Here is a 24,949-nt window from a genome sequence, read left to right on the forward strand (position 1 = left end):
CAACCCCCCGCTATGTGGGCTTCGCCCCCCTAGCACCCCCCTGCCCCCTTGAGAGGGCCGTCCTTCCTTACGAGCACACTCCGCCAGCCCGTTAAGGTCCTTGGACCCGCCGGTGACGACCCTGCGGATCTCGTCTGTGGTGCGACTCCTCCCGCAAGGGCGCCACCGGCAGTGCATCTCGGCCCCCGCCGCATGGGGGACAGGGCTTACGTCAATGGCTCCGGGAATTGCGGAAGGGGGGTTCTAGGGGGGCGAAGCCCACCTGGCGGGGGGGCCGTTGGGGGGCGGAGCCCCCCGACACGACCTGTCGGCGGCAGCCGAAAACGAAAGGAGGCGTGCGTCCACAAGCAGCGGGGCCCACTCGACGCGATGACGGCAGCAAGGCATACCCGAGACCGTGACAGAAATCGATTTCACGGTCAAGAGACGGGACAACAGCTAGGCAACCCGCCCAACTAGTCGCCGACGAGACGAAACTCCTGACACCCCTGAGAGCCCTCTCCACACTTACGTGAAATGGATTTCACAGCTGACACACCGACACCCCGCAAGCAGCACCCCGGCAAACGAAAGCGGTGCCGCACCTGTCATCCCAACCGGTGCGGCACCGCTTTAGCCGTCCGCGGCATACCTACCTAGGCGAAGTCGACCAACCCGCACCCCGCCAACCGTCCGACCCGACCCGCCCCGACCCGACAACCGTCACAGAATCTCGGCGAGGCGCTCAACCTGCGCCGGGTCGACCCCGTAGCAGTAGAGCATCACCTCATCGGCGCCGAGTTCGTCGAACTCGGCAATCGCCCCACGGATCTCGGCCGGCGTGGTGAGCATGCCGGCAACCATCCGGTCGGCCATCCCGGTAAACGCGTAGTACGCGTGCATGTTGGCCCGCGCGTCGTCGATCACGTCCTGCGGGCCGAGCGCGACGTTGACCTGCGCGACAATACGGGGTTCACCGTCGCGGCCGTATTCCTTCCAGAACCCGCGGACGGTGTCGAACAGGCCGCCTGCCCAGGAGGGCGCTGCGGCGGCGAGAAAGCCGTCCCCCCAGCGCGCGACGCGTTCGAGCGCGAGGGGTTTGAAGCCACCGAAGAGCACTTCGGGACCACCGGGCCGGGCGGGCGCGGGGCCGATCGGGCCGACACCGTCGCCGTACGGCTCGCCGGACCACAGACGCCGCATCACCGCCATCTGCTCATCGAGGCGTCGGCCTCGCGCGCGCATGTCCACACCCGCGACCTGGTGGTCGTCGTCCCGGCCACCGATGCCGAGACCGAGGACCAGGCGACCACCGGTCATTCGGTCCAGGGTGGCGGCCTGCTTGGCGAGGAGGGCATCGTCGCGCAGCGGGGCCAGCAGCACCTCGGTCTGGACCCGGATGCGGGAGGTCGCGCCGGCGAGAACGGCAAGCGCGACCATGGGTTCCGGGTTGTGGTAGACGAGCCGGTCGAGCAGGCCGAGCGTGCTGAAGGGCCCGGCGTCTGCGTGTTGGGCCCAGGTGAGCAAGGTGGCCGGGTCGCCGATGGGCAGACCGATACCGACGTTCATGAAGGAGACCTCCGAGAGGAAGGGTCGACAAAGACTGCTGCCGCCCCTCCGGCACCTCGGCGAGGTGGGACGCTCCCGTTCTGCGGCGTACTCCTGGGGAACATCTCTTCGAAGTGATCTCACCCTAGAGCGAGCCGCCGTGGCGGGACAAGTCGATTTCGGGGCCTGCCCCTTGTGGTGGATTGCGCGCTCAGCAAGGGCTGGAGCGCTCAGCGAGGGCTGGACGAGACGAGTGCGGCCAGTGCTCGGCGCATGGTCCGGTCGAACAACTCGCGTGGATCCTGGGCCGGTTCCGTTCCGACGTGCTCCGCCATGGCGGCCGCGACGTGCGGGTGGTCTCCTTGGGCGGCGGCCTGGCCGAGATAGGCGGCCTGCGCCGTCTGCCGGTCGGTGGCCGTCCGCCCGCGCTGGAGTTCCACCCGGGCGAACTGCGCGATCAGCGCGTTCATCAGGGCGACGACTTCCATCTTGGTCCCGCCCGGCAGCCGGGCGGGCGCCAGTGCCCGCAACGCGTACTCCAGGTAGTCCAGCCCCCGGGGGCCCAGTCGCAGAGGTTCGGGCGGGATGTCGGGCAGCCAGGGGTGTTTCAGGTGGACGGCCTTGGTCCGCGCTGCCAGCGCTGCCAGGTCCTCGACCGGGTCACCGCCGAGCGGGACGTCGAGGTCGATCTCCCCGGTCACCATGTCCGTCATCAGGTCGAGCAGATCATCACGACCGGAGATGTAGCGGTAGAGGGACGCCTGACCGGTGCCCAACTCTTTGGCCACCTGACGCATCGATGCCGCTGGCAGCCCCTTGTCGTCCGCGAGCTCGACGGCGACAGCGGTCAGCTCCGCGCGGCTGTGCAGCGCTGCGGGGCCGCGGGCGCCGCGTTCGGGCCGCGTCCAGACGATCAGGGGTTCCGGGGCCATTCGTCCATCCGCCTTCTACGTTCCACGGGGCATCGCCTATCCTAAAACCGCGAACGCTGCTCGCAGTTACCGGGAGGTCCTGTGTCCTCGTCATCACCGCACCTGTGGAGCCCCGTCCGCTGGGCGGAGAACGGCTCCGTACGGCTTGCTTTCGACCAGCTGACCGAACAGCGGGACGGTGAGCCGCTCCTGCTGGCCACGGGCCTGGGCGTCAACCGGCTGTGGGTTCCGGACGGGCTCTGCCGGATGCTGGCCGCGCAGGGTTTCGCGGTGGCCCGGTACGACCAGCGCGACGGCGGGGAGTCGACCCACCTGCCACCCACGACCACCCGCAATCCGATCACCGCGCTGTTCGCCAAGCGCGGCGAGGCGTACACGGCCGAAGACATGGCGGACGACGCCGCCGCGGTCATGGACGCTCTGGAGTGGCACTCGGCGCATCTGCTGGGCATCTCGCTCGGTGGCGCCGTCGCCCAGCGGGTGGCGCTACGGCACCCGGACCGCGTGCGGACCCTCACCTCCATGGCCGCCGTCCCGGGAGACGCAACCGGGCTGCGCACCATGCGGTACATCCGGCTGCGTACCCTGGCGAAGTTCGCCCGGCTGAAGTTTCCCGACACCCCAGAGGGGGCCGTCGCGGCCGGTATCGCCGCCTCCCGTCTCCTGGCCTCGCCCAACCGCCCCCTCGACGAGCAGGCCGTACGAGAAGCAGCCGAACGCAACGTCGACAGCGGCGTTCATGACCAGCAGGCCCAGAGCCGCCAGATCGGCGCCCAATGGCACGGCCCGCCGATCAGCGCCATCGCCCGGCCCACCCTCGTACTTCACGGGGAAGACGATCCCCTCATCAAACCCGGCGCGGGAAAGGCGATCGCTTCTCGCGTCCGCGGCGCCCGGCTGGTCCTCCTGCCCGGAGTCGGACACGAACTCCCCGAACGCGCATGGCACGCCGTCACCACCGAAATACGCGAGCACGCCACCAGCGCTCACCACCCGCCCGCCCCACCCGCCAGATGAAGCACCGCGGACAGGAAACGTGCGAGGGCGGCGCGAAGGAGTCATGGGAGGCCGGGTGGGACCTGTCGTCGGGAGAGGGTCAACCTGCGTTGCTCTTGGTCGATTTCGGTGACGACGACGGTGACCGCGTCGCCGACCTGGACTGCGTCCTCGGGAACCTCGACGGGTGTCCGGGTGAGCTCCCGAAGGCGGACCAGGCCCTCTATTCCGTCGACGACCTGGACGAAGGCACCGAACGGGACCAGCTTGGTGACCTGTCCGTGCAGTGTGCGGCCCACCGCGGTGCGGTCGGCGAACGCCGGGAAGGGGTCCGGCTGTGTGGCTCGCAGGGACAGCCTGGCCTCTCCGTTCCATGTGTCGAACTGCAGGAATTCGCACGAAACGCGCTGACCGATCCGGACGACGTCCGCAACCGCTTCGATGCGCCGCCAGGACAGTTCGGGGATCGTGATGAACCCGACGCCGGGGAAGACGGGGTGCGCGGGGCCGTCGTCCAGCGCGACGAACACACCGAACCGTTCGATCGCCGTGACGGTCCCGGAAAGGAGCTCACCGCAGCGCAGTGCGCTCAGGAACGCCCACAGTTCCGGGTTCTCGGACGGCTCGACCATGCCGGCCAGCCTTTCACCTCAGCGCCGCCGGTGCCGCCCCCGGCCAGGGCACCGACGGCGCGGAAGGCTTCACTGTCAGTCGATGTGGTAGCTGTCGCCGTAGACCTTCCAGTCGAGCGGCGGGTCGAGGTCGAGGTTCCCGTCGCGCAGGAAGACACGATGATGCCCGCGGCGCACCCGCTCCCGTTCCCTCCCTGCCAAGGGCCGGGGGAGGACGCGCCCCGAAGGGCGGGGCAAGATCCGCAGCCCCGCCCGGCCGCCGGTGCCGAATCCACGCGGGGCATAATGTCGCCATGCGGATCTCGGCCAGAGCGGACTACGCGGTGCGCGCAGCACTTCAGCTTGCGGCGGCCGACGCGGACGAACCGCTGAAGGCGGAGGCCATCGCCGAGGCGCAGGAGATCCCGCACAAGTTCCTCGAGAGCATCCTCAACGACATGCGCCGCGGAGGGCTCGTCACCAGTCAGCGGGGCATCAACGGCGGCTACCGCCTGGCGAAGCCGGCGGAGGACATCAGCGTCGCCGACATCATCCGGGTCGTCGACGGCCCGCTGGTCTCGGTGCGCGGCGTGCGTCCCCCGGAGCTGTCGTACAGCGGCCCGGCCGAGTCGCTGCTGCCGCTGTGGATCGCGCTGCGGGTCAACGTCCGGCGAATCCTCGACGACGTTTCGCTCGCGGACGTGGTCTCGGGCCGGCTTCCCGGCGAGGTGTCACTGTTGACCGAGGCCCCGTCGGCCTGGACCAACCCATAACCGTTCCCGCCTGAATCCCCTCCCGCGCGCCCGCTTCGCGTGTCCCCTCTTTCCCGAGTACACGCTTCCCTCGTACGCGCTTCCCCGAGTACACGCTTCCCTCGTACGCGCCGACAGGCCGCTTCCCCACCGACCGCTGGGATGCTCAAGTCCGCATGGTGGACGGGCTCTTGTGGCGCCCCGCTCCCTCCGGCCCAGCATTCCTATGACTCCGGTAGGAAAACTAGGAATCTGTGAGGTGGCTGTGCGCACGCTGATCCTGCTGGCCTTGGCCGGGCTCGGTGCCCAACTCGTGGACGGCAGCCTGGGTATGGCCTACGGCGTCACCTCCACCACCCTTCTGCTGGCCATCGGCACCAATCCGGCCGCGACCTCCGCCACCGTGCACCTGGCCGAGATCGGCACCACACTGGCCTCGGGCGCCGCCCACTGGCGCTTCGGCAACGTCGACTGGCGCGTGGTCGCCAAGATCGGGGTCCCAGGCGCCGTCGGGGCGTTCGCGGGCGCCACGTTTCTGTCCAAGCTGTCCACCGAGATGGCCGAACCCTTGATGTCCCTCCTGCTGCTGGCCCTCGGTCTGTACGTGTTGGTCCGCTTCACCGTCCAGGGGCTGCCCACCGGCCACCTGGGCAAGCCGCTGCGCAAGCGGTTCCTGACCCCGCTGGGCCTGGTGGCCGGATTCCTGGATGCCACCGGCGGGGGCGGCTGGGGGCCGGTCGGTACCCCGGCGATTCTCGCCAGCGGCCGGATGGAGCCGCGTAAGGTCATCGGCTCGATCGACACCAGCGAGTTCCTGGTCGCGGTCGCCGCCAGCCTCGGATTCCTCTACGGACTCGGCTCGGAGGGCGTCAACGCGGGATGGGCGGCGGCGCTGCTCATCGGCGGGCTCGTCGCCGCACCGCTCGCCGCCTGGCTGGTGCGCCACGTACCACCGCGGGTCCTCGGCTCCGCGGTGGGTGGCGTCATCGTCCTCACCAATGTCCGCACACTGCTGCACAGCGACTGGATCTCCGCCGGGGACGCCGCCCGGTGGACCGCCTACGGGATCATCTACGCGGCGTGGGCAGCGGCGCTGGTCCACTCCGTCCGGGAGCACCGCCGCAAGCCGGACCCGCAGGCCGAGCCGGCACCCGAGGCCGCACAGCCGGCGTCCGCCTGAGCCCAACCCGCAGCCCACAGCCCGCAGCCGGGTCGGCGACCGCGATTCCCGTCGGTCGCCGCCCGGCACGCCCGTCAAGGGATCGACCCGCCCGCGCTTGAACATCCCACCAGGTGGAAGGGGCCTGCCGACGGCGGCGTCCCGTGGCGGGTCAGCAGGGAACGGTGAACGACGGGTGCGCGCCGTTGAGGAAGTAGTCCCCGACCTCGTGCAGCCTGCGTGCGGTCGGCTCGCGCAGCAGATGCGTTCGGACGTCGCGCCAGAAGCGGTCGAATCCATGCCGCGAAGAGGCTGCATCAGCACCGATGACGTCCAGCGCGCGCGTGGTGATCTCCTGTGCGGCCTGGGACGCGGCGGCCTCGGCCGCGCTCGCGAGTACGGCGATCTCCGCGCACTCCTCGTCGTCGAGATCCTCGCCGCGTGCGAGTCCTTGCGTCAGGGCCGCAACCGCCCGGTCGGCGAGGGCGGATGCGGCGTGTGCGGCGACCATGAGTTCGCCGTAGACCGTCACCACATACGGATCCTGCGGCGGGCCGCCCGGCCAGGGAAGGGGTGAGGACGGCTGCCGGCGGGCCTTCAGTAGTCTTCCGTGCTCACGGACTTCGGCAAGCAGCCCCTCGGCGACGCCGAGACAGAACTGGGCACAGACCAGACGTGCGGTCGGCGCGGCCAGGCAGGCGGAGGGCGACAGGACCTCCTCGTCCGGCGAGAGGGAGCCCAGCACGTTCTCGGCCGCCACCGGCACCGAGTCGAACTCCACACCGCCGCCGGCCGCCAGCCGCTGCCCGAAGGTGTCTCCGCCGTCGCCGCTCACAAATCCCGCGTAGGCGGGGTCGACGAGGACGATCAGGGACTCGCCGGTGCCACGCCTGACCGCACGGACCACCAACCGGTCGGCGACGCCGGCCCCGGTGCCGTACCTCTGATAGCCGTCCAGCAGATAGCCGTTCGCCTTGGGCGTCAGGATGAGCGGCGATTCTTGTAGGGCGATACCGCCTCCCCAGTACCACTGCCCTGCCGCGAACTCCCGCTCGATGCGGGCGGCGTGTGCCGGATCGGCGAAGAACCTCGCGGTGCGGGACAGGAAATAGTGGCTGCCCAGCAGATAGCCGATGGCACCATCGGCCGCGGCGATGGTACGGACGACCGCGTAGCCGGTGCGCCAGTCCGCGCCCCCTCCGCCGTGTTCGGCCGGTATCAGCAGCGTCAGCAGCCCCGATTCACGTAGCCGGGTGACCTCGTCGAGCGGTGGTTTGCCGGCCTGCTCGCGCTGGACCGCGTCCGTCGCCAGGTCGTCGGCCAACTCACGGGCTATGTGCAGCCAGTCGGCCGGTCCGGCGCCGACGCCGGTGATCTCGTCCACCGATGTCATGCCTGCGCCCGGACGTTGGGAGGGCAAGACCGTGTCCGGCGAACCTTGCCGGGCCCCTCCTTTGTGCCGGTGAGGGGGTGCCGCCTCTGGCCGAAGTGCGCCGCGTGCGGGCACGTCGTGGTCTGTCGGGCAGTCCCCCGCGCCCCTTCGGGGCACAGCGCCCGTGCCGGGTAGGCGAGATCCGCCGGGCAAGGCGCCGGGGCGGTCGGTGCCGGTGGTGCAGTGGTCATGGCGGGGCTCCTTCAGGAACCGGGGGAACACGGCGCCGGGTTGGGCGTGGAGACCGGCGGATGGTCCGTACGCCGGTCACCTCATCTTCACTCGCCTCCGTGACCAGGGTCAATATTTCCCTAGTAATTCGGTAGGAAAAATAGGGAACACCAGGTCTGTCGTCCGATTCCCGCTTCCGGAAGGCGAGTTCTTCACGAGCACGGTCGCCGCACTCATCCGGCCGCCGCCACCAGCGTCGTACGGCCGCCCAGGGCAGCGGAGAACTGATCCGTGACCTGGCCCAGGGCCTCGGCCGAGCCCGGTGCGACGGTCAGCGTGCCGTCGTCGCCCACCGTTATGTCCTTGTCCAGCACGAACCAGCCCGGCGTGATGTGCGCGGGCCCCATCGAGCTGAGCACGGGGCGCAGCGCGTAGTCGATGGCCAGGACATGCGCGGTGGTGCCGCCGGTGGCGAGCGGGAGGACCGTCTTCCCCGTCAGGGCGTACTGCGGAAGCAGGTCGAGCAGCGACTTGAGCAGTCCCGAGTACGCGGCCTTGTAGACGGGGGTGCCGATGACGACTCCGTCGGCCCGGGTGAAGAGTGATATCGCCTCGACGATCGCCGGATGGCTGAAGTCCGCATGTAGCAGAGCGTCGGCCGGGAGGGTACGCGCATCGAGCGGGACCACGTCGTGGCCCTGTGCGGTGAGCCGGGCGTCGAGGTCGCGCAGGAGGCGGGCCGTGCGGGAGGTGGGGGAAGGACTGCCGGATACGGACAGAACGGTGGCCATGCGGAGGGAGACCTTTCAGGAGTAACAGGTGGGGTCGGTAAATTGGCCGACTAGGGCACGAGGGCCGGTCCGTCCGGCTGGAGCTACGGCTGCTCAGGGACAGGCGTGACGACGTAGGTGCGTCGGGACGGTCGTACGGAGAAAGAACTCGGCCCGCAACGGGGTCACCGGGGGAGGGAAGGGCCGGTCAGACAGCCCGCTGCCGAGTCAGCCGCAACACGCGGCGGACCACACTCGACCGAAGTCGATGTGATCCCGCGAGACCAAGCGCTGCTGGGCATTCATACGAGTAATTGAGCAGAGCGTCGCGCAGCTCGTCAAGCAGCGCCCGGATGCCGGACGACCTGGACCGGGTGTTCCGCAGAGCGCCGACCGGTTCTCAGGAGGTGAGCCGCGCGGGCCGTGTGGCTCGTTTTCTCTCCCTTTGGTTCCCGAACGGCTGCTAAGGTCCCAGCGCATATTCGGTAGGCGTTCGAGGATGCGTACGAGAATGAGGGAGACCGGAACGGTGAATAAGGAAAACCGCGTCGCGCTGGTCACTGGCTCCTCCTCCGGCATCGGCGCCGGAACCGTCCGCTTGCTGGCGGAACATGGCATGCGCGTCGTCGTCAATTCGAGCCGCTCGGCCGAGGCGGGAGAGGCGTTGGCGGCGGAGCTTCCCGACGCCGTTTACATCGGAGCGGACGTGGCCGACGAGAATGCCGCGCGCCGCCTGGTGACGGAGACGGAGCAGGCATTCGGCAGGCTGGATGTCCTGGTGAACTGTGCCGGGATCACCGCACATATTCCGATGGACAATCTGCAGGCCGCCGATCCGGAGGTGTGGCGGCGCCTGTTCGACGTCAACGTCCTCGGAGTGTGGAACATGGTGACCGCTGCCGAAAAGCACCTCCGTCAGGCGAGCGGCGGAGGATGCGTCATCAACATCTCCTCGATTTCCGGCATACTCCCGGGCGGGAGTTCCGTCCCGTACGCCGTGAGCAAAGCGGCGGTCAATCACATGACCCGTATTCTCGCCAAGGCGCTGGCCCCCGAGGTACGCGTCAACGCCGTCGCTCCCGGCATGACGGACACACCGTGGTTCGACGGCTTCGAGGACAAGCAGGAGCGGATCGACCGGGCCTCGGAGGTGATTCCGCTGCGGCGCGTCGGGCAGCCGGAGGACGTGGCGAGGGCCTGCCTGGACCTTGTGAACTCCCCCTACATCACCGGGCAGATCCTCTCTGTCGACGGCGGCACGCAGTTGTTGTAGCCGTCGCTGGGTGGGTTCCCCCTCTCCTGTTTCGGCGAGGGGTGCCCCCTGGCAGGCGCTTGCGGGGTGCGGGCACCGGCCGGAGTCCCCCAGCCTCCGGCCGGGAGGTGCCCCCAGGGGAGCAGTTCCCCGCGCCCCTTCGGGGCGCTAGGTGACCACGCGGGGCTGCTCGTCCTCTCCGTCCGACGCCGCGGTGGGAGCGTCGTCCGTCTGTCGCGCCAGGCGGACGCCACGTACCGACGGCAGGCACAGGATGAAGGCGTTGGCCGCCACCTGCCAGCACACGCCGAAGGACAGCACCGCGGAGATGCTGGTCCGCTCGGCCAGCGGTCCGGCCAGCGCCAGCCCGATCGGGCCGATGGAGTAGGCGCCGAACGAGACGTAGGACATGACGCGGGAGAGGGCTTCGTGCGGCACGTGCTGCTGAATGGTGGTCATCCACAGTGCGTTGAACACCGAGTTGGCCACGCCCGCGGCAAGCGCTCCGGCGCAGACCACGACCAGCGGTGCCTGGCCGGCCAGCGCGGCTGACGGCGCCGCCCACAGCACCGTGACCAGCGTGGTGACCAGCAGCGGGCGCGTGGGACGCCTGCCGAGCAGCAGCAGTGCGCCGACGATGGAGCCGAGGCCGTAGATCGACACGATCGTGCCCCACGAACTGGCCCCGTCGTAGGTCTCCTTGGCCGCGGCCGGTCCGAGCACCAGGTACGGCGCCCACACCACGAAGTTGAACATGGTGAACTGGAGCGTGACCGTCCACAGCCACCGGTGCTTGGTGAACATCCCCCAGCCGTCGCGGAGTTCGCGCAGCACTCCCGGGGCGGCAGCGGCCCGCGTTTCCGGTACGCGCAGGCGCAGCAGGAAGATTCCGCACAGCGCGTAGGTGCCCGCGTCGACCAACAGCAGCGCGGCCGGTGAGACGAAGGTCACCAGCAGGCCGGCGAGCGCCGGTCCGGCGACTCCGGCCACCGAGTTGCCGAGCCCGATCATGGTGTTGGCGTCCGGCAGCCGGGCGGGAGAGACGACATGCGGCACCAGCCCGTCGAAGGAGGGCTTGAAGAACGCCTCGCCGATCCCGCCCAACGCGGCCAGTACGAGGAGTTGCCACAGCCGTGCCGAGTCCGTCATCAGCAGAACCGCCAGCGCGCCCTGGGTCAGCGCCCGCAGCCAGTCGGAGCACAGCATGATCAGGCGGCGTGGCAGCCGGTCCCCCAGGACGCCGCCGCCCAGCAGGAAGACGACGAGCGGCACGATGCGCGCCGCCATGACGAAGCTGAGGTCGGAGAGGGAGCCGGTGGCCTCCAGCACGGCGAAGGAGAGCGCGACCGTCGCCATGGCGGTGCCGAGCATCGAGGTGGTGTAGCCGGCGAAGAAGGTGCGGAAGTTGCGTTCCCGCAGTACAGCCAAATTTTGCAGGGCGCCGCGCAAGGGGTGGTTCGGGCGGCTCACCATGTGTGCGGTCGCTCCTTCGGTGGGGGGTGCCGCGCGAGATGTGTCGGAGAAGTGTGCAGACCGAATGTTCTTATATCACGCGACTCGTGGCCTTCGCGAGAGTGCCGTGGCGACACCTCGACAGGGGCCGGCGATGAAACCTGGACAGCGTCCGACGGTGAAACCTCGGCAGCGTCCGTGACGCATGAGTACGGGGCCCGGGACTGTACCCGGCGGGCCTCGAACCGGACGCGGATATTCCTGGTTTGGGGGCCGTAGGGGTTGGGCACGACTTCCGATCGGGCGCCGGGGCTCGCATATGACAGCGGGAACGACCGCTTGACAGAGCCGCCGAGGTCGCGGTTTTCTGATGCAGTTCCGGTCTAGACCGCAACCGAGGATCCGAGCCGGGGGAGTTCGGCTTTCGAACTTCCCGAATTCCACGTCATTTCAGCCGTGTATTCCACTTGCTCTACCGCGGGATAGCGGACAGGCATCTCACAAAGATGAAGTCCTCATTCCCACGGCGTCGTGGAGGTATGACATGAATCCCCCGGAAGACGCGCGGCACGACGATGTCTGGCAGGCGGTCGTGAACACCGCCGCAAAGTATCCGGACCGCGTCGCGCTCTGCGACGGGGTCGAGGAGATCAGCTATGCGCGGCTCGTCGCCGAGGCCGAGTGCAGCGCCTCCGCAATGCGCGCACGCGGGCTGGCAGAAGGAGACGTCGTCGCCTTGTGCTCGGGCCGCTCGGTGCAGCAGGTGCTCGCCGTTGCGGGGATCCTCGCAGCCGGGGCCGCGGTCGCGCCGTTCCCCGCCCAACAGGCCGTCGGCACCACCCGGGAGGCGATAGCGCGGTTGGCACCCCGGCTGGTGCTCGGGGACAAGGACGCCTGCTCCTTCCTTCCCGAAGCGTTACCCCTGGCCCCGCCGGGCACCCCGCCGCTCAACGAGTCGGGACCGGCAGGTCACACTGCCGGGCAGCCCCGCAGCACCGGGACGCCGACCGCCGACCGCCTCGCGTACGTGCTGCACACCTCGGGCTCCTCCGGCCGGCCGAAGGCGGTCCATGTACCGCACTCAGCGGTGCGCAATCGTTTCTCCTGGGGCCAGTCCCTCTACCCCGTCGGGCCCGAGGACACGGTGCTCTACGCCGGGTCGCTCGTGTTCGACTGCCAGATGTGGGTCGTCCTCGCGCCGCTGTGTTACGGCGCGACCCTGCTGGTGGCCCCCGAGGGCGCGGAGTCCGAACCGCAACGCCTGGCCGAGCTGGCCCGGGCGCACGGGGTCACGGTGATGCACTTCGTCCCCTCCCTGCTGCGCGAGTTCCTCGCCGCCGGTGCCGGAGCGGGCTTGGCCGGCCTCACCTATCTGCTCGTCGCGGGTGAGCGACTGCCCGGGGAGCTGGCCGCCCAGATCTTCGCCGCGACCCGGGCCCGCGTCATCAACCAGTACGGACCCACCGAGACCTGCATCGACGTCCTCAACCACGAGCTGACACCCCAGGACGCGGCGGCCGAAGCGGTACCCATCGGGCGGCCCATCGCCGGGGTCCGCGCCGTGGTGCACGACGAGCGGGGCCGCCCGGTTCCGAGCGGCGGGACCGGGGAACTCCTCCTCGGCGGCCGGTGCCTGGCCTGGGGCTACGGCGACCCGGCCCAGACCGCGGAGCGGTTCGTACCGGACGACGCCCCGGCGCGGCCGGGCGAGCGCCTCTACCGCACCGGGGACCTGGTCCGCGATCGCGGTGACGGTGTCTACGAGTTCCTCGGCCGGGTGGACCACCAAGTGAAGATCCGCGGGGTGCGGGTGGAGCCCTCGGAGACCGAGCACGCCCTGCTGCGGCATCCGGCGGTGGCGCAGGCCGCGGTGGTGAGCGTGCCCGGAGAGGGAGGCGAAGCGCGGCTGGTGGCCCATGTCGTGGCTGCCGACACCGCACAGGGCCTGCCCACCGAGGCCGAGTTACGCGGCTTCCTGCTGGACCGGCTGCCGCCGGCGGCCCTGCCGAGCAGCTGGCACCAGCACCGCGTCCTGCCCCGGCTGCAGAGCGGCAAGGTCGACCGGCTCGCCCTAGCCGACCGCCGATACGCCCCCGCGTCCCCGGAGCCGTCCGCACCCGGAGCGCCGGTTACGGACCCGCCGCGGACCGCCACCGAGCGGACCGTCGCCGAGCTGTGGCAGGAACTGCTGGGAACCGGGCCGCTCGACCGGGCCGCCGACTACTTCGAGCTGGGCGGCCAGTCGCTGCTCACCATGCGGATGATCGCGCGCGTCCGGCGCCGGTTCGGGGTGCGTCTCCCGGCCAGAACGGTGTTCTCGGCACCCACGGTCGCGCTGTTCGCCGCGGCGATCGACGAGGCGGTCGACCGGGCCCCGCAGCGGGCCGGAACCACGCCGGAGCCGGTGACCGCGGACAATGTTCCCCGTGCGGGAACCGCCGGGGGCGGTAGCGATGCCGGGCGGTGACCGGGGCGCCACGTCGCGGCTGGTCGTTCCGAGCCGGTACAACGGGCCTGCCCACTCCGCGCAGGGCGGTCTGGTGTGCGGTCTGCTCGCGGGCCTGGCCGAGCCACGGCTGGGGCCGGACATGGTGGTGACGCTCCACGCACCGCCGCCACTTGAGACCGCGTTGGAGCTGCGCCCGGCCGGTCGCCGGTACGCGCTCTACGAGCGGGAGCGGCTGGTCGCCGTTGTGGCCGCGGCCCGGCGGCCACCACCGCCCCCGCCGGCCTGGGTGCCGTACGCCCGGGCCCAGGAAGCGGCGGAGCACTTCGAGGGGGTGCGGGGGCATCCGTTCCCGGACTGCTTCGTGTGCGGTCCCGACCGGCCCGACGGTCTCGGCCTGCGGCCCGGGCACGTTCCGGGAGAGACCGGCACGGTCGCCTCTCCCTGGCATCCCCGGCCCGAACCGGCCGCGGGGCCGGGGCAGCCCGTGCCTGCCGAACTCGTCTGGGCGGCGCTCGACTGCCCTGGTGGCTGGGCCGACGACCCGGTGGGCCGGCCGATGGTGCTGCACCGGATGGCCGCCCGTATCGAGGCACGGCCCAGGGCCGGGGACGCCTGCGTGCTGGTCGGACGCGTCACCCGGCGCCAAGAGCGTACGAGCGAGAACGTCACCGCCCTCTACGACGCCTCCGGCGCCCTCCTGGCCCGGGCCGCCGCCACCTGGGTCGCGGTCGGAACCGGAGCAGGAACCGGGACGGAGACGAGGGCCGGGAGGGAGACGGATACGAGGACCGGGACGGGGAGTACATCCGGCGTCGGAGCCAGGACCGCAACCGCTCGCCATCAATTGGGGAAGCACCAGACCGCTGTGGAAGGGACGCCATCGTGACCGAGCACCAGCACGTGCACCAAGGCGCCGGTGAGGGCACGGAATCGGTGCACAGCCTCTTCGCGCGGCAGGCGGCGGCCACCCCCGCAGCGCCGGCGGTCGGTACCCGTGACGCCTCCCTCACCTACCAGGAGCTGGACCGGGCCTCCGGCCGGCTCGCCCACCAGCTGCGTGACCGCGGCGTACGGCCCGGCGACGCGGTGGCCGTCACGATGCCCCGCGGCACCGCGCTGATCACCGCGCTGCTCGCCGTCCTAAAGTGCGGTGCCCAGTACGTCGCGATCGAGCAGGGCGAGCCCGCCGAGCGGGCCACGGCGATGCTCGGGGCGGCCGGCGCGCGGCTGGTGCTGGCCGGGCCCGAGGAGCAGCGGCACTTCCCCGGCGCTGAGGTCGCAGTGATCGACCCCGCCGGGGAGAGCTACGCCGGGCTGCCGGTCGCCGATCCGCGGCCCGTGCCGGCCCAGGCGCCCGCCTACACCGCGTTCACCTCGGGTTCCACCGGGTCCCCCAAGGGCGTGACCGTGCCGCACGCCGCGGTGGTGCGGATCGCCCGCGCCAACGGCTTCCTCCCGCTGAGCGGTGAGGACACCGTCCTCCAGCTCGCACCCGTCGCCTTCGACGCCTCGACGCTGGAGATCTGGGCGCCGCTGCTCAACGGGGCCCGCCTGGTGCCGTATCCGGATCCGCGTCCCGAGCCGGAGCGCGTCGTCGAGTTCGTCAGGGCGCAGGGCGTGACGGCGATGTGGCTCACTGCCGGTCTCTTCCACCAGGTCGCCGAGCGCCGGCCGGGTGACCTGCGCGGGCTGCGTCACCTCCTGGCGGGCGGGGACGTGCTCTCCCCCACGCATGTCAACGGCGTTCTGGCCGCGCTTCCCGGGCTGCGTCTGGTCAACGGCTACGGTCCGACCGAGAACACCACCTTCACCTGCTGCCATGTGATGACGGCACCCGTCGAGGGCACCCGCGTCCCCATCGGCAGCCCGGTACGGGGCACTCAGGTGCACCTGCTGGACGCCGCGCTCGCGCCCGTGCCGGACGGCCAGCCGGGAGAGGTGTACGCCGGAGGGCTCGGTCTCGCACACGGTTACGCCCAGGACCCCGCGCTCACCGCGGAGCGGTTCGTGCCCGACCCGTTCTCGGACGTCCCCGGCGCGCGCCTGTACCGCACCGGGGACCTGGCCAGGAAACTCCCCGGCGGGGAGCTGGAGTTCCTCGGGCGGTCCGACGCACAAGTCAAGATCCGCGGCTTCCGGGTGGAACCCGGCGAGGTGGAGACGGTGCTGCGCCGCAACGAGGAGGTCGCCGACTGCGCCGTCGTGGTGCAAGGCGACAGCGGCGCCACCAGACGGCTGGCGGCCTTCATGGTCGGCGAGGAACGCATCCGGGTGCCCCGGCTGCGCAGATGGCTCGCCGAACGGCTGCCCGGCTATCTCGTACCGGCCGTCCTCCAGCAGGTGGAGGCCCTGCCGTTGACCGGAACCGGCAAGGTCGACCGGGGCACCCTCGCCAAGCGGCGCAGCCCCCGCAGGCCGGAGTGCGACGCCGACTTCCGCGCGCCGGGCACCGGGCTGGAGCACTGGCTGACCCGGGTGTGGGCCGACACCCTCCAGTACGAGGAGATAGGCGTGGACGACGACTTCTTCGAGCTGGGCGGCCACTCCCTGATGGCCACCCAGATCACGGCGGAGATTGCCGATACCCACGACGTGCTGGTCACGGCGCGTGCCTTCTACGAGCACCCCACCGTCGCCGAACTGGCCGGCTATCTGGAGGACCGCCTCCCCGCCGAGCAACTCGCCGCCGTACAGCACGCCGCCGACGGGCGCGAGGGAGCCGGCCGATGAGGATCACCCGGCCCCAGGCCGCCCCCGACCTCGATCCGGCGGCCGTCGATCTGGCCGACCCCCAGCTGTACGCGACCGGTGATCCGCACGCGGTATGGCTCGCCCTCCGCGAACGGCACCCGGTATGGCGGCAGACGCTTCCGGACGGCCGCTCGTTCTGGTCGGTCACCCGCTACCACGACGTCAACGATGTACTGCGGGACCACACCCGCTTCACCTCCGAACGCGGCACTCTGCTGTCCACCCTGGCCGTCGACGACCCGGCGGGCGGCAAGATGATGGCCGCCAGTGACCCGCCGACCCACACGGCGATGCGGGAGCCGTTGTCCAAAGTGCTGTCGGCGCGCGCCCTGCGCCGCTGGGAGCCGCGTATCCGGCAGATGGTGTGCCGGCTCATCGCCCCACTGGCCGACGGCGATGCGTGGGACATCGCCGAGGCGGCTGCCGACTTCCCCATGGCGTTCACCGGCACGCTGATGGGCCTGCCCGAGCGGGACTGGCCCCGGCTCACCAGGCTGACGACGATGGCGATCGCACCCGAGGACGGCGAGTTCAGCGAGGGGCGCGGCACCCTCGTCGCCGCGCACCACGAACTGTTCGAGTACTTCGCCGACCATCTGCACGCGACCCGGGATGCGGCCGACGACTCCCTCGTCGGTTTTCTGCGCGGTATGACGGTCGACGGCGGACGGCGACTGCGTCAGGACGAGATCGTCTACAACTGCTACAGCCTGCTGCTGGGCGCCAACGTCACAACCCCGCATGCGGTGGCCGGCACCGTGCTGGCGTTCATCGAGGAGCCCGCACAGTACGCGCGGCTCACCCTCGATCCCGGCGTGGTCTCCCGCGCCGTCGAGGAGGGGTTGCGCTGGTCCTCACCGGCCAACCACTTCATGCGGTACACCAGGCGGGAGACGGAGCTGAGCGGGGTGCGCCTCGGCGCCGGGGAGGCCGTGGTCGCCTGGCTGGGATCGGCCAACCGCGACCTGCGGGTCTTCGCCGACCCGTTCACCTTCGACGTAGCCCGCTCGCCGAACCGGCATGTGGCCTTCGGCTTCGGACCGCACTACTGCGTGGGCGCACCTCTCGCCCGTATCGCACTGCGCATCCTCTTCGAGGAAATCGTCCGGCACGTGGACGGGTTCGAGCAGGCCGGACCCGTCGAGCACCTCGCCTCCAACTTCGTCGCCGGCATCAAGCACCTGCCGGTCACGGCACGGCTGCGGCCGGGCGCTGCCGAACGGCTCGCCGCCGCAAAGGCCGCCGAGCCCCACCGGGAGGCCGTGCCGTGACCGTTCTTCGTGATTCTCCACGCCCGACCCACTCGGAGGTGTGCGATGGCTGAGGTGAAAGGCGCCGGCCGCTGGCTGCTGCGCCGGCCCGGCAGCGAGGCCGGGGCGCGGCTGTTCCTGCTGCCCTACTCCGGGGTCGGTGCCTCCATGTACAACCGGTGGCCCCAGCAGATCGGCCCGGCCGAGGTGTGCCGTATCCAGCTCCCCGGCCGGGAGAACCGGATACGCGAGCCGCACTACGGCAGTTACCCGGAACTGGCCGAGCGGCTCGCCGAGGCGCTGCTGCCGTATCTGGACCGGCCGTTCGGTTTCTTCGGGCACTGCGGCGGTGCCCTGCCCGGCTTCGCCACGGCTCTGTTCCTGGCCGAGCACGGACTGCCCACGCCGGCGTGGCTGTTCGTCTCCTCCCAGGTCGCCCCGCATCTGGGACCGTACGGACGGTTTCTGGACCTGCCGCCGGACCGGTTACGCGAGGAGCTGCGGGAGATGGCGGTCGCGATGGGCGGCCGTCCGCAGCCCGACATGATCGAGCTGGGCATGCGGGTGCTGGAAGCCGATCTGGCCGCCAACCGTGCCTACCGGTTGCCCCGGCCGGTACGACTGCCCTGCACCGTGCACGCCCTCTCCTGGGAGGACGACCACGAGATCCGGCCCGGGCAGATGACCGGCTGGGACGCGTACGCGGAACCGGGCCGCTACCGCGAAAGCCTGTTGCCCGGTGGGCACTTCGCGTTCCTGGAAGCGCCGGAGCCGTTGTGCGCGGCGCTCTCCGGGACCATGTCGGCCGCCGACTCGCCGGTGCCCTCGCCGGTGACCGAGATCGAGGAGCACGCATGACCGAGGCCGGCACCAGCGACTACGTATCGGGTGCGCTCAAGGAGGGCGGCGACCCCGATCCGTACGCCAACTACGCCTGGCTGCGGGAGAACGCCCCTGTCAGCGAGGTCTACACCCCGCACCGCAAGGGCCGTACCTGGCTGGTCACCTCCTACGCGCTGGTCAGAGCCGGGCTTGCGGATCCGCGGCTGAGCAACGACGACCGCAACTCCGCCGCGCCTCCCGCGCCGTTCGGCAGCGGCGAGTGGGACCCGGCCCGCGGTCTGCTCGACCTCGACCGGCCTGAGCACACCCGGCTGCGCAGGCTGGTGGCCGGCGCGTTCAGCGCCGGAGCGGTGGACGGCATGCGGCCGATGATGGCGCGGATCACCGACGCGGCCATCGACGCGTTCGCCGACGCGGGCCGCTGCGATCTGGTGGAGTCGTTCTCGCTGCCGGTGCCCGTCGCGATCATCCACGAAGTGCTGGGCATACCCGAGGAACAGCGCGAACCCCCGGCGCGGTGCATGGAGATGTTCTACAAGGCGGGCCTGACCGATCCCCTGGACCTGGATTCCCTGCACGGGCTGCTGGAGTACACCCGGCGACTGGCCGCCTACAAGCGCGCCAACCCGGGCAACGATGTCGCCGCCGCCCTGCTGAAGGGCTTCGAGACGGGCCAGTTGCGCGACGAGAACGAACTGGCCGCCATGATCCTCTCCGTGCTCGGCGCGGGCCATGTGACAACCGTGCAGTTCCTGGGCGCGGCGGTCCACCGGCTGCTGCAGCACCCCGACCAGCTGCGGGCCGTGCTGTCGGGCGAGGTCGGCTGGGCGAACGTCGTCAACGAGATCCTGCGCTACGACTCCCCCGTCCAGGCATCGGTCTACCGGTACGCCACCGAGGATCTGACCCTCGGCGACGTTCACATCAGCAAGGGCGACGCGGTGCTGCTGTGCGTGGCCGCCGCCAACCGGGACCCCGACTACGTGTCCGACCCCGAGGAGTTCCGGGTGGACCGTTCACTGCGCGGCAACCTGGCCTTCGGCCACGGCGCCCATCTGTGCCTGGGCGCCCATCTGGCCCGCCTGGAGGGGGAGATCGCACTGGACGCGCTGTTCACCCGGCTTCAGGACCTCGCCCTCGCCGTCCCCGCCGACCGCGTCGTATGGACCTACGGCCCGATGCTGCGCGGCCCCCGTGCGCTGCCGGTCACCTTCCGGCCGGTCCGGGCACGGTGACCGGTTGTCCCCCGTCGCACTCCCCTGTCCCTCCCCCTCATTCGCCCCGTACGGCCTTCGCGGAGACCACTCATGACACCAGCGCATGACACAGCAGTCGCCCCGTCCCGCCCGGCGGCCTCCCCGCTCGACGGCTTCGCCGAGTGGGTCGCGAGAACCCCCGAAGCCCCCGCGGTCGTCTGCGGACCGCAGAGCCTCAGTTACCGGCGGCTGGATCGCGCGGCCGAGCAGCTCGGCCGCCGGTTGCGGGCAGCCGGTGCCGGGCCGGAAACTCTCGTGGCCGTCGCCCTGCGCCGCTCGGCGGCCCAGTCGGTCGCGGTGCTCGGCGTGCTCAAGGCCGGCGCCGCCTGTCTGCCGGTCGACCCCGACCAGCCGCCGGACCGTACGCGGGCGCAGCTTGCCGACGCCGGGGTCCGGCTGGTGGTGACCGAGAAGTCCGTCGAGGACACCCGCGCCGAGGGCGGCTGGGGGCCGCAGGTCGTCTCCCTGCCCGTCGAGACCGACCTGACGGACGACGGCCCCGGCGACGGCGAGCAGCCGCTGACCGGAAGCGGTCCCGAGAACCTGATGTACGTGCTGTACACCTCGGGTTCCACCGGCAGGCCCAAGGGCATCGCCATGCACGCGGCCCCGCAGATCACCCTGCTGGACTGGTGCCGTCGCCGGTACGCGGAACGGCCCGTGGCGCTCCAGTTCTTCCCCCTCACCTCCGATGTCGGCTTCCTCGAGCTGCTGTCCACCTGGTGGCTGGGCGGCTGCGTCGTCGTGGCGACCGAGCACGAGCGCCACGACATCGCCGCTCTGGCCGACGTCATCGACCGGCACCGGGTCACCAAGGTGCTGCTGCCGGTGCTGGCACTGGACCGGCTCGCGGCCCACGCGGCCGACGACCCGGACCGCTGCGGCTCCCTGCGCGAGCTGATCACCACCGGGGAGCAGCTGGTGATCTCCCCCGCCGTCCGGCAGTTGTGCGACCGCCTGCCGGACGTGCTGCTGGACAACCACTACGGCTCGACGGAACTCAACGTCGTCACGGCGCCTCGGCTGACGGCGCCCGCCGACGCCTGGCCGGAGCGCCCCACGGTGGGCCGGCCCATCGTGGACTCCCGTATCTATGTGCTCGACGCCGATCTGCGGCCGGTCCCGCCCGGTGTGCCCGGCGAGATCTACGTCGGCGGCGGTCCGCCCGCCCGCGGGTACCTCGGCAACCCCGTGCAGACCGCTGTGGCCTTCCTGCCCGACCCCTACAGCAAGAGCCCGGGCAGCCGTATGTACCGCACCGGGGACCGGGGACGCTGGCGGTCCGACGGAGTGCTGGAGTATCTGGGACGCGCCGACTTCCAGATCAAGCTGCACGGCTACCGCATCGAGCCGGGGGAGATCGAGACGCAGCTGCGGGACCATCCGGCCGTCTCCCAAGCCGTGGTGATCAAAACAGGTGAGGGCGAGGACGCCCTGCTCGCGGCGTACACCAGCAGCGAGGGCCCTCCCCCGCACGCCGATGAGCTGCGCGACCATCTGGCCCGTCTGCTGCCCTCGTACATGGTGCCCCAGGCGTACATCTCCTTGCCGGCGCTGCCGCTGACCGGCACGGGGAAGGTGGACCGCAACCGGCTGCCCGCGGTGGACACCGCCCGTCCGTCGTTCGTCGCGCCCCGGGACGAGGACGAGGCAGCCATCGCCCGGATCTTCTCCGACATTCTCGGCAAGGAGCAGGTCAGCGTCGAGGAGAGCTTCTTCCGCCTCGGCGGCCACTCCCTGTTGATCACTCAGCTCGTGCACCGGGTCAGCAAAGCCTGCGGCGTCGAACTGCCGCTGCGCGCCGTCTTCGAGCGGGCCACCCCGGCCCAACTGGCCCGCGACGTACGGCGGCTGCGCTCCGGGGAGGGGGCGGTACAGGCGGCGGAGGAGGGGGCGGGGCCCGGCACCTCGGCCGCCCCGGCGGACTCCGGGCGGGCCAGGCCGTGACCGGGCGGCGACTCGGACAGCCGCTGTCGTTCGGCCAGGAGCGGCTGTGGTTCCTCGACCAGCTGCTGCCCGGCCAGGTCAGTTACCTCACTCCGCTCACCTACCGCATAGCGGGCCGGCTGGATGGGGCGGCGCTGGAGGGCGCGCTGCGCGATGTGGCGGCGCGGCACCCGGTTCTCCGGTGCCGCTTCATCGCCGACGGCGGAGAGCCCCGCGCGGTGGTGGAACCGGTCACCGTGCTGCACATCGAACAGCGCGACCTGTCCGCCGACGCCGCGCCCGTGCACGCGGCGGAGCAGCTCGTACGGCAGCGGCTGTCGAACCCGCTCGACCTGCGGTCGGGTCCGCCGCTGCGGGCCGTGCTGCTGCGCCTCGCGGACGACAACTGGCTCTTCCACGTCCATGTCCATCACATCGCGTTCGACGGTCTCTCCCGCCCCGTCTTCGAGCGCGAGTTGTCCACGGCGTACGCGGCCCGAACGTGCGCGGGGGCCCCGGCCCTTTCCGCCGAGCCGCCGTTCGACTACTTCGCCCACGCGCGTGCACAGCGCCGCGCCCTCGACGGGGCGGAGCGTGAGCGGCTGCTGGGCTACTGGCGGGCGCGGCTGGCCGAGGCCCCCACGGTGCTGGACCTGCCCGCCGACCGGCCGCGGCCGGCGCAGCCGACCGGCCGTGGTGCGCAGCTCGACTTCACCCTGCCCGCGGACAGCACCGAGGCGCTACGCCGTGTGGCCCGGGAGCACCATGCCTCGCTGTTCGCCGTGTCCCTCGCGGCGTACCAGGAGCTGCTGGGGCGGTACGCCGACGCCCGGCAGGTGCTGTGCGGCGTACCGTTCGCGGGGCGCGGCGAGCCGGAAGCCGAGGAAGCCATCGGTTTCTTCACCCATACCGTGGCCCTCTGCGGCGATCTGCGCGGCACGCCCTCGCTCGGCACCCTCACCGAGCGGGTGCGGGACAGCGTCTGGGACGCGATGGACCACCAGGAGCTTCCCTTCGACATGCTCGTCGACGGCCTGGGAGCGGCCCGCGGTCCGGAGCGCAACCCTCTGGTTCAGCACTGGTTCGACGTCACCGACGAGATGCTCGTCCGGCACCTGCTGGAGCTGCCGGGTGCGCGGACCAGAAGGGTGGAGTACCCGGAGACGGTCACCCGGTTCGACACCGAACTGCATCTGAGCCCTGCCGGCTCCGAACTGCGCGGGCGGCTGCTGTACTCCACCGACCTGTTCGACGCGTCCCGGATGCGTGTCTTTGCCGACCACTACCGGGAGTTGCTTCGCGCCGCCGCCGTGCGCCCGGAACTCCCGCTGTCCTGCCTGCCGTTGCTCTCCCCTCGGGAGCAGGCCGCCGTGGTGGCCCGTGGCACCGGCCCCGCACAGGAGGCGGGTCCAGGCGAGGCTGGGCAGACCGTAGCGGCGCAGTTCGCACGCCGGGCGGCGGAGCACCCCGCGGCCGTCGCCGTCGCGGACGGAACCTTCACCTGGGACTACGCGACGCTGTACGCGCGGGCCACAGCGCTGGCGGCTCGGGTGACCGCGCACGGATGCGGTCCCGAGGACGTGGTGGCGGTCTGTCTGCCACGCGGCGCTGCGCTGGTCTGCGCGGCGCTGGGCGCCATGCTGGCCGGCTGCGGGTATCTGCTGGTCGACCCGGACCAGCCGGCGGAGCGCATCGGCTACCTGCTCGGCGACTCGGGTGCCCGTCTGGTGCTGACGGACGCCGCCACCAGCGGACGGCTTCCGGCGGGCGGCGAGCGCACGGCCTGGCCCGCGCGGGCGGCGGATGAGGGTACGAGCCGCACGGCCTTGGGTGCGTGGACGGCGGATGAGGGTGTGAGCCGCCCGGCCGGCGCACCGCGTGTGCTCGATGTGACCGGGATGCCGTCCCCGGCTCCCGGCGGTCGGCCTCGCGCGGACCCGCCCGCCTCTGGACCGGCACCGCACCATCTGGCCTATCTCGTCTACACCTCCGGCTCCACCGGCCGTCCCAAGCCGGTGGCCGTCACGCACGCGGGACTGTCCCACTTGGTGGCCTGGCACCTGGAGCGGTATCCGGTGCGTCCCGGGGTCTCGGTCGTGGCGCAGGTCGCCGGTGTCTCCTTCGACGCCGCCGCCTGGGAGATATGGCCGGCGCTGGCCGGCGGGGCCCGCCTGGAGATCTGTCCGGAGGAGGTGGTGCGCGATCCGGAAGCGCTCGTCCGGCAGCTGTCCGCCACCCGTACCGAGAGCGTCTTCGCGCCCACGCCGCTGGCCGAACAGCTGATCCGGCTTCCGCTCGGTGAGAAGACGGAACTCACCCGGCTGCTGACCGGCGGCGACCTGTTCCGCCCGCGCGAGTGCGACGACCCGGGCCTCCCCGTCCTCAACCACTACGGCCCTACCGAGAACACGGTGGTGGCGACCGCAACCGACGGGCTGCAGGCACCCTGGGCCGACAACTCCATCGGCCGCCCCATCGCGGGGGTCAGGGCCTATGTGCTCGACGAGAACCTGCAGTTGGCGCCGCCGGGCGCGCCGGGCGAGCTGTGCCTGGGCGGTACGGGGCTCGCCCGTGGATATCCGGGCAGGTCCGCGCTCACCGCTGAACGCTTCGTGCCGGACCCGTTCGCGGGCGTACCCGGCGCCCGCATGTACCGCACCGGTGACGTGGTGTGCTGGCGGCCCGACGGGACGCTCGACTTCCTCGGCCGGCGCGACGCTCAGCTGAAGGTGAGCGGCTACCGCATCGAGCCCGGGGAGATCGAGCAGGCGCTGCTGCGGTGTTCCGGGGTCCGCGAGGCCGTGGTCACGGCGACTCCCGGGCCCGCCGGGAACACCCTGCTGGCCGCGTATGTGGTGCCCGAGGCGGAGCCGCCGGACAGCGCCGGACTGCGCGCGCAGTTGCGGGCCTGGCTGCCGCCGTATCTGGTGCCGGAGGTCTGGCTGATGCTCGACGCCCTGCCGCTCACCCCGAGCGGCAAGGTGGACCGGGCACGTCTCCCGGCCCCGCAGGAGGGCACGGCGGAACTCACCGAGCCGCGAAGTCCGCTGGAGGAGGAGGTGCTGCGGCTGTGGCGGGAGGTCTTCCCGCACGCCCGGCTCGGCGTCACCTCGGACTTCTTCCTGGCGGGCGGCACCTCCATGGCGGCCTCCCGGCTCGCTTCCCGGATCCGGGAGTCCTTCGGGCTGGCGTTCCCGGTGCGCTCGGTTTTCGACCACCGGACGGTGGCCGAACAGTGCGCGGTCATCGAGCGGCGCATCGCCGAGGAGATCTCTCAGATGACGGAGGAGGAAATCGAGCGAGAGCTGAACCGGTAGCCGAACGACACCTTTCCCGGAAGCCGAGAGCGGCCCGAAATCGGTAGCCGCGAAATCGCAGCGGTGTGGCGAGCGCATTGAAGAAGGAACTCGCCGGGAATCC

At 71.2% G+C, this 24,949-nt stretch carries 18 protein-coding genes; 12 read left to right on the forward strand and 6 right to left on the reverse strand.

Annotated elements, in window-relative coordinates; all coding sequences use genetic code 11:
- Positions 1 to 702: 702 nt before the first annotated feature.
- Both ACTWQF_RS33405 and ACTWQF_RS33410 read right to left on the reverse strand, forming a co-directional pair.
- Positions 703 to 1,548 carry an LLM class flavin-dependent oxidoreductase gene (locus tag ACTWQF_RS33405; protein ID WP_443283500.1) on the reverse strand — a complete coding sequence of 282 codons (846 nt, stop codon included), beginning with the start codon at positions 1,546 to 1,548 and terminating at the stop codon, positions 703 to 705.
- A 209-nt stretch (positions 1,549 to 1,757) separates the two neighbouring features.
- Positions 1,758 to 2,459 (reverse strand): TetR/AcrR family transcriptional regulator, encoded by a 702-nt coding sequence (locus ACTWQF_RS33410; RefSeq protein WP_443283501.1) that lies wholly within the window; start codon positions 2,457 to 2,459, stop codon positions 1,758 to 1,760.
- Between the two features lie 81 nt (positions 2,460 to 2,540).
- Here ACTWQF_RS33410 and ACTWQF_RS33415 point away from each other — a divergent pair, with 81 nt between their 5' ends.
- Entirely contained in the window at positions 2,541 to 3,476 is a 936-nt protein-coding gene (locus tag ACTWQF_RS33415) for an alpha/beta fold hydrolase (RefSeq protein WP_443283502.1), read from the forward strand.
- Positions 3,477 to 3,517: 41 nt separating this feature from the next.
- Here the strand turns inward: ACTWQF_RS33415 and ACTWQF_RS33420 are convergent, their stop codons facing one another.
- Complete coding sequence (locus ACTWQF_RS33420) at positions 3,518 to 4,087, reverse strand: S1 RNA-binding domain-containing protein (RefSeq protein ID WP_443283503.1); 570 nt, start codon at positions 4,085 to 4,087, stop codon at positions 3,518 to 3,520.
- Positions 4,088 to 4,380: 293 nt separating this feature from the next.
- On the opposite strand from ACTWQF_RS33420, the gene ACTWQF_RS33425 reads away from it, so the two are divergent.
- Together ACTWQF_RS33425 and ACTWQF_RS33430 are read left to right on the forward strand one after the other, a co-directional pair.
- Complete coding sequence (locus tag ACTWQF_RS33425; RefSeq protein ID WP_443283504.1) at positions 4,381 to 4,839, forward strand: RrF2 family transcriptional regulator; 459 nt, start codon at positions 4,381 to 4,383, stop codon at positions 4,837 to 4,839.
- Between the two features lie 238 nt (positions 4,840 to 5,077).
- Complete coding sequence (locus ACTWQF_RS33430) at positions 5,078 to 5,998, forward strand: sulfite exporter TauE/SafE family protein (RefSeq protein WP_443283505.1); 921 nt, start codon at positions 5,078 to 5,080, stop codon at positions 5,996 to 5,998.
- Positions 5,999 to 6,149: 151 nt separating this feature from the next.
- On the opposite strand, the gene ACTWQF_RS33435 is transcribed toward ACTWQF_RS33430, so the two are convergent.
- Together ACTWQF_RS33435 and ssuE are read right to left on the reverse strand one after the other, a co-directional pair.
- On the reverse strand, positions 6,150 to 7,370 hold the full coding sequence (locus ACTWQF_RS33435; RefSeq protein ID WP_443283506.1) for an acyl-CoA dehydrogenase family protein: 1,221 nt from the start codon (positions 7,368 to 7,370) through the stop codon (positions 6,150 to 6,152).
- A gap of 443 nt (positions 7,371 to 7,813) precedes the next feature.
- Positions 7,814 to 8,371: an NADPH-dependent FMN reductase gene (ssuE, locus tag ACTWQF_RS33440; RefSeq protein WP_443283507.1), complete on the reverse strand. Its 558-nt coding sequence runs from the start codon at positions 8,369 to 8,371 to the stop codon at positions 7,814 to 7,816.
- Positions 8,372 to 8,879: 508 nt separating this feature from the next.
- Here ssuE and ACTWQF_RS33445 point away from each other — a divergent pair.
- Positions 8,880 to 9,623 carry an SDR family NAD(P)-dependent oxidoreductase gene (locus ACTWQF_RS33445; RefSeq protein WP_443283508.1) on the forward strand — a complete coding sequence of 248 codons (744 nt, stop codon included), beginning with the start codon at positions 8,880 to 8,882 and terminating at the stop codon, positions 9,621 to 9,623.
- Between the two features lie 147 nt (positions 9,624 to 9,770).
- Here the strand turns inward: ACTWQF_RS33445 and ACTWQF_RS33450 are convergent, their stop codons facing one another.
- Positions 9,771 to 11,075, reverse strand: coding sequence for an MFS transporter (locus ACTWQF_RS33450; RefSeq protein ID WP_443283509.1), 1,305 nt, complete (start codon positions 11,073 to 11,075; stop codon positions 9,771 to 9,773).
- A 523-nt stretch (positions 11,076 to 11,598) separates the two neighbouring features.
- On the opposite strand from ACTWQF_RS33450, the gene ACTWQF_RS33455 reads away from it, so the two are divergent.
- The 8 genes from ACTWQF_RS33455 (at position 11,599) to ACTWQF_RS33490 (ending at position 24,846) form a co-directional block, all read left to right on the forward strand.
- Positions 11,599 to 13,521, forward strand: a complete 1,923-nt coding sequence (locus ACTWQF_RS33455; protein ID WP_443283510.1) for a non-ribosomal peptide synthetase — start codon at positions 11,599 to 11,601, stop codon at positions 13,519 to 13,521.
- Positions 13,472 to 14,389, forward strand: a complete 918-nt coding sequence (locus tag ACTWQF_RS33460) for a hypothetical protein (RefSeq protein WP_443283511.1) — start codon at positions 13,472 to 13,474, stop codon at positions 14,387 to 14,389. Before ACTWQF_RS33455 ends, ACTWQF_RS33460 begins: the two co-directional genes overlap by 50 nt.
- Complete coding sequence (locus ACTWQF_RS33465; RefSeq protein WP_443283512.1) at positions 14,386 to 16,233, forward strand: amino acid adenylation domain-containing protein; 1,848 nt, start codon at positions 14,386 to 14,388, stop codon at positions 16,231 to 16,233. The genes ACTWQF_RS33460 and ACTWQF_RS33465 overlap by 4 nt, the downstream gene beginning before the upstream one ends.
- Complete coding sequence (locus tag ACTWQF_RS33470) at positions 16,230 to 17,525, forward strand: cytochrome P450 (RefSeq protein WP_443283513.1); 1,296 nt, start codon at positions 16,230 to 16,232, stop codon at positions 17,523 to 17,525. The genes ACTWQF_RS33465 and ACTWQF_RS33470 overlap by 4 nt, the downstream gene beginning before the upstream one ends.
- 45 nt (positions 17,526 to 17,570) lie before the next feature.
- Entirely contained in the window at positions 17,571 to 18,362 is a 792-nt protein-coding gene (locus ACTWQF_RS33475) for a thioesterase II family protein (protein WP_443283514.1), read from the forward strand.
- On the forward strand, positions 18,359 to 19,582 hold the full coding sequence (locus ACTWQF_RS33480; RefSeq protein WP_443283515.1) for a cytochrome P450 family protein: 1,224 nt from the start codon (positions 18,359 to 18,361) through the stop codon (positions 19,580 to 19,582). The genes ACTWQF_RS33475 and ACTWQF_RS33480 overlap by 4 nt, the downstream gene beginning before the upstream one ends.
- A gap of 72 nt (positions 19,583 to 19,654) precedes the next feature.
- Complete coding sequence (locus ACTWQF_RS33485) at positions 19,655 to 21,550, forward strand: non-ribosomal peptide synthetase (RefSeq protein ID WP_443283516.1); 1,896 nt, start codon at positions 19,655 to 19,657, stop codon at positions 21,548 to 21,550.
- Positions 21,547 to 24,846 (forward strand): non-ribosomal peptide synthetase, encoded by a 3,300-nt coding sequence (locus tag ACTWQF_RS33490; protein ID WP_443283517.1) that lies wholly within the window; start codon positions 21,547 to 21,549, stop codon positions 24,844 to 24,846. The genes ACTWQF_RS33485 and ACTWQF_RS33490 overlap by 4 nt, the downstream gene beginning before the upstream one ends.
- The last annotated feature ends 103 nt before the right edge of the window (positions 24,847 to 24,949 follow it).

Source organism: Streptomyces sp. 8N114, from assembly GCF_052245835.1.
In the GTDB taxonomy this organism is placed as follows: domain Bacteria; phylum Actinomycetota; class Actinomycetes; order Streptomycetales; family Streptomycetaceae; genus Streptomyces.